Consider the following 11532-nt stretch of genomic DNA (forward strand, 5'->3'; position numbering starts at 1 on the left):
TACCTCGATTCATGCAGCTATCGGGCGTCGCGAATCATGACGCGCTTTGACGTGTTCAACGGCGATGCGGACGGCATGTGTTCGCTTCAGCAGCTCCGGCTCGAGACGCCGGCCGAGTCGGTGCTCGTGACGGGCCCCAAGCGCGACATCGCGCTGCTCGCGCGCGTGCCGGCCGTCGGAGGCGACATCGTCACCGTCCTGGACGTTTCGCTCGACGCGAACCGCGCGGCACTCGATGCGCTGCTGGCGCGCGGGGTCGACGTCGACTATTTCGATCACCACATGCCCGGCGCCGTGCCCGCTCATCCGCACCTTCGCGCGCATATCGACACGGCGCCGGACACCTGTACGAGCGTCATCGTCGACCGGTATCTGGCGGGCCGGCAGCGACTCTGGGCGGTGGTCGGCGCCTATGGCGACAATCTCGTCGGCGTGGCCGGCAGGCTCGCCGCCGCCTGCGGCCTGACGGATGCCGACGCCTACCGTCTGCAGGTGCTCGGCGAATCCGTCAACTACAACGGTTACGGCGATTACCCGGACGATCTCTTCATGGCGCCGCTGGCCGTGTATGCGGCGGTGCGGCACTATGCGAACCCGCTCGAGTTCGCGAGGTCGCCCCTCGCGCGGCGGCTCGACGCCAACCGGCGACGCGATATCGCGCGTGCGGAGCGACAGCGCGCGAACATCGCGCTGCCGGGGGCGGACGTCTATATCCTCCCCGACGCGCGCTGGGCGCGTCGCGTGCGCGGCGTTTTCGCGAATCGGCTCGCGCGTGGTGACGCGGCGCGCGCTCACGCGGTGCTGACGTTGTCGCCCTCGGGTGGGTATACCGTCAGCGTTCGCGCGCCCGTCGCCGCACCGTACGGCGCCGATCGTCTTTGTCGCGCATTTCCGGAGGGCGGCGGCCGGGAAGGGGCGGCCGGCATCAACCGGCTCGCGCCGGAGCGCCTCGACGCGTTCGTCGAGGCGCTCGCGAACGCGTACCCCGCCGCGTGAGCCGACGCAGGCGCGCTCGTCGGTGCGGTACGGCGTGGCCGGAACGGGTGTCATCGGGATGCTCCTGAACGGTGGCCGTTGCGCGGCAGGACTTGCTGCAATCGTGGCGCCACGCATTGCAGGGCGGTTGACGCAGGTCAAGCGTGCCGGCCGTCCCGCCCGGGAAGATGAACCGCCATCATCGGCGGGAGAGGCGTCGTGGAGCACCATGCGGAGGTATTGCGGGGCGGGCGCTGGACGCTGCCCGTGCCGGGCTGGCGGGATCTCGCCGCGATGCTGATCGTGGTCGGTTTCCTGTTGCTGGCCGGCATCTCGGCGCACCAGATGGCCGGCCCGCTCGCGGTGGCGCATCCCCCGGCCATTTCGCTGTCGCCCGCGGCGCTGCCCGGCTACACGCTGCGCACCGTCGCGCGCATGTTCGCGGCACTGCTCGCGTCGATCGTCTTCACGTTCGTCTACGCGACCGCGGCGGCGCGCAGCCGTCGCGCCGAGCGCGTGCTGATCCCGCTGCTCGACGTGTTGCAGTCGGTGCCGATCCTCGGCTACCTGTCGTTTACGGTGCTGTTCTTCCTGTCGCTGTTTCCCGGGCGGATCCTCGGCGCTGAGTGCGCGGCGATCTTCGCGATCTTCACCAGCCAGGCCTGGAACATGACGTTCAGCTTCTATCAGGCGCTGCGCACGGTGCCGCTCGATCTCGACGAGGCCAGCCGCAGCTTCCGGCTGTCCGCGTGGCAGCGCTTCTGGCGCCTCGACGTGCCGTTCGCGATGCCGGGGCTCGTCTGGAACGCGATGATGTCGATGTCGGGCGGCTGGTTTTTCGTGGTCGCGTCCGAGGCGATCGCGGTCGGCAACCTGCACGTCGACCTGCCGGGCGTCGGCGCCTACGTCGCGCAGGCGATCGCGAATCGCGACCTCGCTGCCGTGGGCTGGGCGATCGTCGCGATGAGCGTCGCGATCGTCCTGTACGACCAGTTGCTGTTCAGGCCGCTGGTCGCATGGTCGGAACGGTTCCGCTATGGCGATGCCGCGACCACGGTCGCGTCGCGCAGCTGGATGCTCGACCTGTTCCACCGGTCGCGATGGATCGGCCGTGCGGCCGGCCCGATCCGGGCGGTGCTGCGTCGAGCGGCGCGCGCTCGGCTGCGCGGGTTCATGTCGGGATGGCGCGACCGGGTCGCGCTGCCGCGGCACACGGGCGACGTGCTCTGGTTCGCACTGTGCGGCGCGGGATGCGCGTATGCGGCGTACGAACTGTTCCGGCTCGGACGCGCGACGCTCACCTGGACGGACCTGCGCGTCGTCGCAACCGAAGGCGGGCTCACGTTCGTGCGCGTGACCGTGCTGGTCGCGCTCGCGTCGGCGATCTGGGTGCCGATCGGCATTGCGATCGGCCTCCGGCCGCGCGTGGCCGCCCGCATCCAGCCCGTCACGCAGTTCCTCGCCGCGTTTCCGGCCAACCTGCTGTTTCCGGTCGCGGTGTTCGCGATCGTGCGCCTGCGGCTCGAACCCGACATCTGGCTGTGCCCGCTGATGATATTGGGCGCGCAATGGTATGTCCTGTTCAACGTGATCGCCGGTGCAAGCGCGTTCCCGGCCGACCTGCGCGAAGCGGCCGCATGCTTTCGCGTGCGGCCGGCGACCTGGTGGCGACACGTCATGTTGCCGGGCGTCCTGCCGTACTTCGTGACGGGCGCGATTACCGCGTCGGGCGGCGCATGGAACGCGAGCATCGTCGCCGAGGCCGTGAGCTGGGGCAGCACGCGCCTGGATGCCGGCGGACTCGGCGCCTACATCGCGCGGATGACCGACGCCGGCGACTATCCGCGCATCGCGCTCGGCGTCGCCGTGATGTCGCTGCTCGTGATCGCGACCAATCGGCTCGTGTGGCGCCCGATGTACGCGTTCGCCGAGCGCCGCACGCGGCTCGATTGAGCCCTCAACCGATCATTTACTCACGGGAGACCCGTGTGCCGAACCTCAGCGAATACACGGAAGGGCATGTCGCGAGCGCGGCCGCACCGCCTTCGGACCCGGCGGCGGTCGTGCTCGAAATGCGGGCCGTATGCAAATCGTTCACGAAACCGTCCGGCGAGCCGCTGCACGTGCTGGCCGATATCGATCTCGCGCTGCACGAAGGCGAGATCCTCGGGCTGCTCGGCCGCTCCGGCTCGGGCAAGTCCACGCTGCTGAGGATCGCCGGCGGGCTCGTCAAGCCGTCGTCCGGCGCGGTGACGTATCGCGGTGCGCCGCTCGCCGGTCCGACCGACGGCATCGCGGTGGTGTTCCAGACCTTCGCGCTGTACCCGTGGCTGACCGTCATCGAAAACGTCGAGCTCGGCCTCGACGCGCTGGGCCTGGCGCCGAGCGACGCACGCGCCCGCGCGGCCGCCGCGATCGAACTGATCGGGCTCGACGGGTTCGAATCGGCGTTTCCCCGCGAACTGTCGGGCGGCATGCGTCAGCGGGTCGGTTTCGCCCGCGCGCTCGTCAGCGAACCCGTGCTGATGTTGATGGACGAACCGTTCTCGGCGCTCGACGTGCTGACCGCGGAAACGCTGCGCACGGATTTTCTCGACCTGTGGGACGCGCACCAGCTGTCGATCCGGTCGGTGCTGATGGTGACGCACAACATCGAGGAAGCCGTGCTGATGTGCGATCGCATCCTGGTGCTCGGCGCCGGTCCGGCGCACATCGAGGCGACGCTGAGCGTGCCGCTGCCGCGTCCGCGCAGTCGGCACGATCCGGCCGTCCAGGCGATCGTCGGCCGGATCTATGCGACGCTCACCGCACGCATCACCGACGCGGCGGCAGGCCGGGAAGCGACGGGCAGTGCGCTGGCCATGAAACTGCCCGACGTGTCGAGCCACCATCTCGCCGGATTCGTCGACACGCTCGCGGCCGCGCCATACGACGGTCATGCGGAGCTCGGCACGATTGCATCGGCGCTCGCGCTCCGGACCGACGCGCTGTATTCGACGGCGGCCGCGCTTCATCTGCTCGCGTTTGCCGAATGGCACGACCGGAGCATCCGGCTGAGTGCCGCGGGCCACGTGTTCGCGCAAAGCGACGACGATGCCCGGCGGCGACTGTTTCGCGAGCATGTCGTCCGGTTCGTGCCGCTCGCCGAACATATCGACGAAGTGCTGGGCGAACGCGAAGGGCATCGCGCGCCGCGCGCGCGTTTCGAGCTCGAACTCGAGGATCATCTCGATCCGCGCAGCGCGGAGCAGGCGCTGCGGGTCGTGACCGACTGGGGCCGCTACGCGGGACTGTTCGACTACGACGACCATACCCGCACGTTCGGCCGCTGACCATTCGGGGCGCATGTCGATCGCGTGCTTGATCGGCATCAAGCGTCGCGCGGCGGGGCGTGCGACGCTGGACGAACCGTCGACGCAACCGCGTCGATCCGGCAGACACGCTTCGCAACTCGACGTCAATGACCGTTCACGGGAGGACTGACCATGAACTGGCTTTCCGAATACTTCGCCCAGCGCACGAGCCCGCTGTCGCTTTCGCTCTGGGCTCATCCGCCGCTCGCGCTCGGGCCCGACGGCCCGATCTGTCGCGAGCCTTACCGTTTGCCGTACCCGGGGGTGGAACTCGTGTTCACGCCGGCCGAAGCGGTCGAGCGTGGCGGGAAGGTCTACACGCTGCCGGCGCGCTATGACTCCAGGGGGCTGCTTGCCGCGCGCAGCACGGCGCACGACGAGGCCGCGTCGTTCTTCCACGAAGTGACGATTTTCGCGCCGTCGCAGTTCAATCGCGACTTCGTCGTGACGGTCAACGGCGAATTCTCCTTCGTGCCGTCGTTCTGGCAGGACGGATCGCCCGGTTTCTCGGGCGTCTGCGTGCCCGCCGCGAGCGGTCGCGCGACAGGCGAGAGAGCCGGCCCGCCGTGGCTGTTCCAGGGATATCTCAGCATCTAGGGACCGTGCCCGCCATCGGCGGGACCAGGCGTCACGCGCGCTCGTCCGCGCGTTGTCGGCCACGACGGCAAGCAGCAGGTTGACGTGCGTCAACCCTGCCCGGGACGCCGCGCTTACCCTGAACTCGGGAAACATGCGTCGCCGCAGGGCGGTGCGCATGCGTATCGTCCACGCGAAGGGCAACGGGAGCTTCATCATGCACATCGGAAGAATCAGTACCCAGCCGGTCGAATCGTGCACGGCCGAATGCAGTGCGTTTGAACTCGCCGATCGCATGCGGCACGCGCATGTCGGCGACATCGTCGTGATCGAGTACCGCAATGGCGAAGCCATTCCGATCGGCCTGGTGACCGACCGCGACCTCGTGATCGAGGTGATGGCCCGCGGCGACGATCCGGGCGACGTGACGGCCGGCCAGATCATGTCGCGGGGCCTTGTCGTCGTGTCCGACACGGACGAGATCGGCGTCGCGCTCGAGGAAATGCGCCGCTCGGGCATTCGGAGGCTGCCGGTCGTCGACGATGCAGGCCGCCTCGCCGGCATCGTGACGCTCGACGATATCGTCGAGCATCTCGCGGGGTTGCTGGGCGGCGTCGTGGAAGTCGGCAAGCTGCAGCAGGTCGAGGAGCAGCGTTTCCGCGCGTGACGTTGCGGGGCCGGCGCCCGGCGCGGCGGCCCGCTTGCCCGAGGCATGCGCCCCGCGCGCTTACGTGCGCAGCGTGGCGAGCAACGGCGCCCAGAACGCGCGGCTTTCGTACGCCGAGGCATCGCAATCGGTGTCGAAACGAATCGCGATTGCCATTTCTGCTTCGGTCAGCGGGTCGGCATGCTCGATCTGTCGGGCCAGGACGGCGGTGTCGGCATCGGAGGCATCGCGTCCGTGTGCCGCCCGGGCCGCGACACGCGCGGCGAGCGTTGCCGGACTCGCGGTGAAATCGAGCATCGCGACGCGCACGCCGAGTCGCGCGGCGAGGGCGATGAACGCCGTCCGGTTGTGCTGGCGCAGGAACGTCGCGTCGACGATCGCCGTGTAGCCGCTGTCGAGAACCACGCGAGCCTCCGAAAGCAGCCTTGCGTAGATCTCGTCGATCGCGGTGTCCGAATAGGCGCCGGGGGACAGGCGGGTGTCGGTCGATGCGCCGGCCAGGCGCTTGCGCTCGACGTCGCTGGACAACCGGATCGCGCCGAGTTGCGCGGCCAGCGCACGGCTGGCCACTGATTTGCCCGACCCGGAAACCCCGTGACACAGGAGCAACGCCGGCGGCGCATCGCGTCGTGCATCGGCCATCGCCGACGCAACGCGCAGATAGCCGGCGCGCGCCGCTTCGTCGCCGCGCAGCCGGGCGGTCAGCGCGCGCACCAGCGCACGGTAGACGAAGTAGCACGGCAGCACGCCCAGTGCCGCATGGTCGCCCGTGCGTGCCAGCCAGCCGGAAAGGAGGCGGTGGGCGCAATCCGTGCGTCCGTGAGCGGAGAAATCCATCAGCGCGAACGCGAGATCGCTCGCCACGTCGATCCAGCGCAGCGCGTCGTCGAATTCGATGCAGTCGAACATCAGGATCCGGTTCCGCCAGCGCACGATGTTCTCGAGATGCAGGTCGCCGTGACACGCGCGCACGAAACCGCGCGCATGCCGATCGGCGAACAGCGGTGCGACGCGGGTCAGTTCGGCGTCGTACCACGCGCGCAGCGCGGCTTCGTCCGGCACCGCGACGTCGAGCGTGTCGAGCAACGGCCGGCACTGGGCCGCGACGCTCGGCGCACTGCCGGGATGGCCGCGCGGCGCCCGGCGCGGCGCGTGCAGATGATGATGGGCCAGTGTATCGGCGAGGGCATCGGCATCCGCCAGACCGTCGTCGCGCGATGCGCTGCGCACCGACAACATCGCCCGCGCGTCGAACCGGCGCATGCGCACCACGTACTCGCCCGGCGCGGTCTGCTGCCGGCGCCGGCGCCCGCCGGTCGGCACCGGTGCGGCGAACGCGCATCGCCGGCCGTGCGCGACGAGCGGCCAGACACCCAGGTACAACGGGCCGGCGAACGGCCGATTGAGCGTGCACTCCGCGAGCGCGCAGCGGCGCCGCTCTTCAGGCCGCATCAGATCGACGAAGGCGAAGTGCACCGGCTTGATGCGCTTGTACGCATAGCGCCCGGCCAGATAAACGACGGACAGATGGGTTTCGATCCGCTCGATCCGGCCCGCGGGGTGGGGATAGGTGGCGGGTCGGCGCATTGCGCGATCGAATTGCGTCGACTTTCGTCGTGCATTTCCGCGATGCAGCGCGAACGGGACATGCGGCGCTCGGGACATGATGAACGGATCGGTTATACGGGGCGCGCATACGAAAGCGTTGTCGCACCCGGCGGGTTGGATTCGAGACGAGCGTGCACGTTCTCGTCTGCCCGATGTCGCCTGATCCGGCTGGCAGGCCGGGAATGGCCGACTCGACGGATCTTATTGCAACCGACCAAGGCGTTTTCCGAGTTGATGCCAGTCAAGCGCGCCGCGCGAGAGGGCGCTTGATGCAGGTCAACCGCATTCGCCGGGGCGGCAATACAGTCGATTGCAGCGTCGGCGCGAAGCCGCGCGTAACCATGTGCGGCATTCACGGCCTGGCGAGGCATTGACGATGAAACAACGGGCGTTGGCGATGAGCGTGCTCCTCGCGCTGGGCGCATGTGCCGGGGCAGAGCGAACCGAGACCTTCAGGACGATGGAAACGCGCCTGCTTGCGATGCGTCAGGCCGCAACGCTGCAGTGCTCGACGCCGTCCGACTGCGACCGGGCGTGGAGCCGCACGCGGCGCTATGTCCAGGATCATTCGTCGACCCGCATCACGCGACTCGGCACGGACCGGATCGAAACGGCGCAGCCGTATCTGGCCGGAGAAGTCTATCTCTGGGCGTCACGCACGGAATCGGGCGGCGGCGGCTCGGTGATCCGGCTCAAGGCGATGTGCAAGGGCATGTATGACAGCAACGGCGGCCCGGGATGGCAATACGATGTGTGCGCCCGGAAGATCCTCGATATCGAGCAAGGTTTCCGGTCGGACGAGAACCCGCCGAGCTAGCGGCGAATGCCGTCAGTTCTCGGCAATGCGGTGTCTCGTTTCGCGGTCGTCCGGATGCCGGCCAACGGCCGCCGGTTTCTTCTCGTGCCGGCTTCGTAGCGGCCCCGAACCGTTGACCTCCGTCAACGCCTGCTCGCGGCAAGCACCGATGATGGAAGCGAATCCGAACGCCGCCGGCGCGTCGGTTCATCAGCGAGGTTCGCATGTACACGAATATCATGGTTGCCACGGACGGCAGTCCTTCGGCGAATCGGGCGCTCGACGAAGGTCTCAGGATGGCCAGGTTATGCGGCGCCCGCCTGTTTGCCGTGTTCGTCGTCGACAAATCCACGCTGTTCGTCTACGGCGGCCGCATGGAGCCGGAAGCCTTGCTCGACGAAATCCGGCGCCATGGCGCCGCGATCCTGCGAGACGCCGACCGGACGATCTCGCGCGCGGCCGTCAACGGCGAGACGGAAGTCATCGAGACCGAATTCGGCCAGGACGTCGCGGAGCGCCTGCAGCGCTACGTCGTCGATCATGCGATCGATCTGGCCGTGATCGGCACGCACGGTCGGCGCGGTGTCCGGCGGCTGGTGCTCGGCAGCGTCGCCGAACGCTTCCTTCGCGCATCGAGTTGCCCGGTCCTGCTCGTGCGCGGCGAGGATACCTCACCCGCCACGGTCGCGGTGGCCTAGGGCCTGTTCATCATCCGCCCAGGTGATCATCATGCAGATATCGTTTCCTTCCGAACATCCGACGTATTGCGACCTCGATTCCGCGCTGAGCTTTCCGGCGCTCGTCGAAGGGCGCCGCGTGCGCTGCGCGATCACCTCGGCGGCGCTGGAAGATCACTTCCGCGCGGCGTCGCCTCGCGAGCAGGATCTCGTCGACGCCTTCGCGCGCCATCGTCCCGCCATCGAGCGCGCGGCCCGCTCCCTGCTCGAGGAAATCGGCGGACGGCCGATCCTGCTGCACAGCGGCCATTTCCGGTTCTGTACGTGATCGGCCGCCGCCCTTGACGCGCATCAAGCGCGTGCCGGGGCGTGCGGGTACGCTGGATTCCTAAAGATCATTCGTCCCATGCGCGGCATGTGGTGTCGCGCCATCCGATCTTCATTGCGGCCGATGCTGTCGGGACGAAAGCGCCGGTCGTCTGTCACCGTATGAGGAGTACGAACCATGAGCAACATGACGCGTTACGATCCGTTTTCGATCGAACCCGTATCCGACCTGTTCCAGGGGCTGTTCAGGCCGCTGCGCGGCATGGCGCTGGCAGACGAGCCCGATCTTGCGTCGATGAAGATCGACGTCACCGAAAACGACAAGGCGTACACCGTCAACGCGGAACTGCCGGGCGTCGCAAAGGACGACATCGACGTCCAGGTGACGGGGAACACCGTCTCGATCAACGCGAAGATCGAGCGCAAAAGCGAACAGAAGGACGGCGAGCGCGTGATCCGGCGCGAGCGCTACAGCGGTGCGATCAGCCGCTCGTTCTCGCTGTCCGGCGACATCGACGATGCCAACGCGACGGCGACGTATCAGGATGGCGTGCTGTCGCTGACGCTGCCCAAGAAGGCGCCGGTCGGCCAGAAGAAACTCACGATCAGCTGATCGGACGGCGGGCAACGGGCGATGCAGGCACGCATCGCCCATCGGGAGGATCCGGCGCGCGGAGCGATCCGCGCGCCATGTCGTTGGCGCGATCGAATCTGCGCGTCACGCATGCGATGGCGTACTGCCGGGCCGATAGCCGACCGTCTGCGCGAGGATCGGCAGCTCGTCCTCGTTCAGTCGCAACGCGTCGGCGAGCATGCGGTGATTGATCCAGCCGCGCACGACCGTTCCGAGGCCGGCCGCCGCGCAATACAGAGAAACGTTCTGCGCGATGGCGCCCGCCGCGATCGCCGAGAACACGTCGCGCTGCGGCGGCGGCATGTCGAGTATCGCGGCCGTCCGGACGACGTAGACGAGATCCAGCGGCGCGCGGCCGACGAAATCCTGATAGCCCGTGAGGTTGCGCGCATCGACCGCGTGTTTCAGCACGAGCCGGTGCGCGGGCGCATCGTAGCGATAGACGCCGTAGGGCAGCGCGACGTAGATGTCGATTTCATTGAATGCGTGCGCGGACGGCGCCGTCCGGCCGCCGCTCGCCGGGCGGTTGATGCCGTCGGCCGCCCACAGCATCGTGCCGAGCGTCATCGGCGGGAGCGGTGTGGCGGCGAATTCGCGGGAGCTCATTCGGGTCGCGAGCGCCGCCATCAGCGGCACGTCGTTGTCGAGCATCGGGCGCGGCAGGTCGACGATCGCCGGCGACTCGCCCTCGGGCGACGCCGGCTGCATCACGGGCGCCGGCGAATAGGTCAACAGCTGCTGTTCGGTCATTCGAGTCTCCTTGAAGCGTGATTGCGCGTGCCGGGAGCGTCGCGCATCGGCGATTTCACGATAAGACGGCCGGTCCGTCGCGGCTTGACTTCCGTCAAGCGGCGCACCGGCCGGCCACGACGTGCGGCGCGCGGCATCCGTTGACCTGCATCAGCGCCCGGACGCCGCGCGTGTGCAAATCTGGCTATGTGCGGCGGACAGGCACGCCGCGGCTCACAGGAGAGCAGACGATGAAAACCGACAAGCAGTTGAAGCAGGATGTCCAGGACGAACTGGAGTCCGACCCGTCGATCGATTCGACGCGCATCGGCGTCGAGGTGACCGACCGGATCGTGACGCTTTCGGGGCACCCGCCGAGCTACGCGGAGAAACTGGCGATCGAGCGCGCGGCGAACCGCGTGGCCGGTGTCAAGGCGCTCGTCGTGGACATGACCGTGCATCTGCCGGACGACGACGTGCGCACCGACGAAGACATCGCCAAAGCGGTGCGCTCGGTGCTGCACTGGACGGTCGGGCTGCATGACGACGCGGTCAAGGTGCAGGTCGAACGCGGCTGGATCACGTTGTCCGGCAAGGTCGACTGGGCGTACCAGAGTCACCTGGCCGTGCGCGCGATCTCGCAGATGCGCAGCGTGACGGGCGTGACCGACCACATCGCGGTACAGGGGACGGTCGGTGCGGACGACATCGGCGGGAACATCAAGCGCGCGATCATGCGTCACGCGGAGCGCGAGGCGAAGCACATCGCGATCGACGTGCACGACGGCACCGTGCGGCTGTCCGGCAAGGTCGGCTCGTTCTCCGAGCGCAAGGCCGTGCGCGGTGCCGCGTGGTCCGCGCGCGGCGTGCGTGCCGTCGTCGACGACCTGGTGGTCGAGTAAGTCCGGCAGCCGGATGGGCGGTCCAAGGAGACCCAGGAGGGCAGTCGGATGACACTTTCGGGCGAACTTCACGAAGCGGACTGGTCGGTCGCGATCGAGACGATCGCGGCCGAATCCGGCGGCTTCCACTGCCGGATCCACGTTACGCTCAAATCGCCGGACGGCATTTGCGAGCGGACGTTTTCGCACTGCAGGACACATGCAACCGAGCGCGAAGCCGCGATCGACGCGCTGCGCGCCGGGATGACGTGGATCGAGATGAAGAAGTCGAATACCTTCACGGTCTGA

Annotated in this window: 13 protein-coding genes; 11 read left to right on the top strand and 2 right to left on the bottom strand. The window is 68.2% G+C overall.

Annotated features, from left to right (window positions below):
• Nucleotides 1-36 precede the first annotated feature (36 nt).
• From WS46_RS30575 to WS46_RS30595, 5 genes are all read left to right on the top strand, one after another.
• A complete protein-coding gene (locus WS46_RS30575) occupies nt 37-996 on the top strand; it encodes a hypothetical protein (protein WP_059693050.1) in 960 nt (319 codons plus the stop codon).
• Between the two features lie 198 nt (nt 997-1194).
• Entirely contained in the window at nt 1195-2928 is a 1734-nt protein-coding gene (locus WS46_RS30580) for an ABC transporter permease subunit (protein ID WP_059693052.1), read from the top strand.
• Nucleotides 2929-3047: 119 nt separating this feature from the next.
• Nucleotides 3048-4307: a nitrate/sulfonate/bicarbonate ABC transporter ATP-binding protein gene (locus tag WS46_RS30585; RefSeq protein ID WP_059452514.1), complete on the top strand. Its 1260-nt coding sequence runs from the start codon at nt 3048-3050 to the stop codon at nt 4305-4307.
• A gap of 153 nt (nt 4308-4460) precedes the next feature.
• The gene (locus WS46_RS30590; RefSeq protein WP_059693054.1) at nt 4461-4925 is read left to right on the top strand and encodes a hypothetical protein; all 465 of its coding nucleotides are present in this window, start codon (nt 4461-4463) and stop codon (nt 4923-4925) included.
• A gap of 196 nt (nt 4926-5121) precedes the next feature.
• The gene (locus WS46_RS30595; protein ID WP_059452515.1) at nt 5122-5571 is read left to right on the top strand and encodes a CBS domain-containing protein; all 450 of its coding nucleotides are present in this window, start codon (nt 5122-5124) and stop codon (nt 5569-5571) included.
• Between the two features lie 60 nt (nt 5572-5631).
• On the opposite strand, the gene WS46_RS30600 is transcribed toward WS46_RS30595, so the two are convergent.
• Nucleotides 5632-7236 carry a bifunctional aminoglycoside phosphotransferase/ATP-binding protein gene (locus WS46_RS30600; RefSeq protein ID WP_059693056.1) on the bottom strand — a complete coding sequence of 535 codons (1605 nt, stop codon included), beginning with the start codon at nt 7234-7236 and terminating at the stop codon, nt 5632-5634.
• Nucleotides 7237-7576: 340 nt separating this feature from the next.
• On the opposite strand from WS46_RS30600, the gene WS46_RS30610 reads away from it, so the two are divergent.
• From WS46_RS30610 to WS46_RS30625, 4 genes are all read left to right on the top strand, one after another.
• Nucleotides 7577-7996 (top strand): hypothetical protein, encoded by a 420-nt coding sequence (locus WS46_RS30610; protein WP_257130095.1) that lies wholly within the window; start codon nt 7577-7579, stop codon nt 7994-7996.
• Between the two features lie 203 nt (nt 7997-8199).
• Complete coding sequence (locus tag WS46_RS30615; RefSeq protein ID WP_059536668.1) at nt 8200-8673, top strand: universal stress protein; 474 nt, start codon at nt 8200-8202, stop codon at nt 8671-8673.
• Between the two features lie 31 nt (nt 8674-8704).
• Nucleotides 8705-8980, top strand: a complete 276-nt coding sequence (locus tag WS46_RS30620; RefSeq protein ID WP_059452516.1) for a DUF1488 domain-containing protein — start codon at nt 8705-8707, stop codon at nt 8978-8980.
• A gap of 177 nt (nt 8981-9157) precedes the next feature.
• The gene (locus WS46_RS30625) at nt 9158-9592 is read left to right on the top strand and encodes an Hsp20/alpha crystallin family protein (protein WP_059452431.1); all 435 of its coding nucleotides are present in this window, start codon (nt 9158-9160) and stop codon (nt 9590-9592) included.
• A gap of 105 nt (nt 9593-9697) precedes the next feature.
• On the opposite strand, the gene WS46_RS30630 is transcribed toward WS46_RS30625, so the two are convergent.
• The gene (locus WS46_RS30630; protein WP_059693063.1) at nt 9698-10363 is read right to left on the bottom strand and encodes a nitroreductase family protein; all 666 of its coding nucleotides are present in this window, start codon (nt 10361-10363) and stop codon (nt 9698-9700) included.
• 230 nt (nt 10364-10593) lie between these two features.
• On the opposite strand from WS46_RS30630, the gene WS46_RS30635 reads away from it, so the two are divergent.
• Nucleotides 10594-11244, top strand: coding sequence for a BON domain-containing protein (locus tag WS46_RS30635; protein ID WP_059452433.1), 651 nt, complete (start codon nt 10594-10596; stop codon nt 11242-11244).
• 48 nt (nt 11245-11292) lie between these two features.
• Complete coding sequence (locus WS46_RS30640) at nt 11293-11532, top strand: hypothetical protein (RefSeq protein ID WP_059536661.1); 240 nt, start codon at nt 11293-11295, stop codon at nt 11530-11532.

The organism is Burkholderia sp. RF4-BP95 (assembly GCF_001521985.1).
Lineage (GTDB): Bacteria > Pseudomonadota > Gammaproteobacteria > Burkholderiales > Burkholderiaceae > Burkholderia > Burkholderia diffusa.

Excerpts from the sequence above, each read along its gene's own strand:
- WS46_RS30575 (WP_059693050.1), top strand. The coding sequence starts at position 37 with ATGACGCGCTTTGACGTGTTCAACGGCGATGCGGACGGCATGTGTTCG.
- WS46_RS30585 (WP_059452514.1), top strand. The coding sequence starts at position 3,048 with ATGCGGGCCGTATGCAAATCGTTCACGAAACCGTCCGGCGAGCCGCTG.
- WS46_RS30590 (WP_059693054.1), top strand. The coding sequence starts at position 4,461 with ATGAACTGGCTTTCCGAATACTTCGCCCAGCGCACGAGCCCGCTGTCG.
- WS46_RS30595 (WP_059452515.1), top strand. The coding sequence starts at position 5,122 with ATGCACATCGGAAGAATCAGTACCCAGCCGGTCGAATCGTGCACGGCC.
- WS46_RS30600 (WP_059693056.1), bottom strand. The coding sequence starts at position 7,236 with ATGTCCCGAGCGCCGCATGTCCCGTTCGCGCTGCATCGCGGAAATGCA.
- WS46_RS30610 (WP_257130095.1), top strand. The coding sequence starts at position 7,577 with ATGAGCGTGCTCCTCGCGCTGGGCGCATGTGCCGGGGCAGAGCGAACC.
- WS46_RS30615 (WP_059536668.1), top strand. The coding sequence starts at position 8,200 with ATGTACACGAATATCATGGTTGCCACGGACGGCAGTCCTTCGGCGAAT.
- WS46_RS30620 (WP_059452516.1), top strand. The coding sequence starts at position 8,705 with ATGCAGATATCGTTTCCTTCCGAACATCCGACGTATTGCGACCTCGAT.
- WS46_RS30625 (WP_059452431.1), top strand. The coding sequence starts at position 9,158 with ATGAGCAACATGACGCGTTACGATCCGTTTTCGATCGAACCCGTATCC.
- WS46_RS30630 (WP_059693063.1), bottom strand. The coding sequence starts at position 10,363 with ATGACCGAACAGCAGCTGTTGACCTATTCGCCGGCGCCCGTGATGCAG.
- WS46_RS30635 (WP_059452433.1), top strand. The coding sequence starts at position 10,594 with ATGAAAACCGACAAGCAGTTGAAGCAGGATGTCCAGGACGAACTGGAG.
- WS46_RS30640 (WP_059536661.1), top strand. The coding sequence starts at position 11,293 with ATGACACTTTCGGGCGAACTTCACGAAGCGGACTGGTCGGTCGCGATC.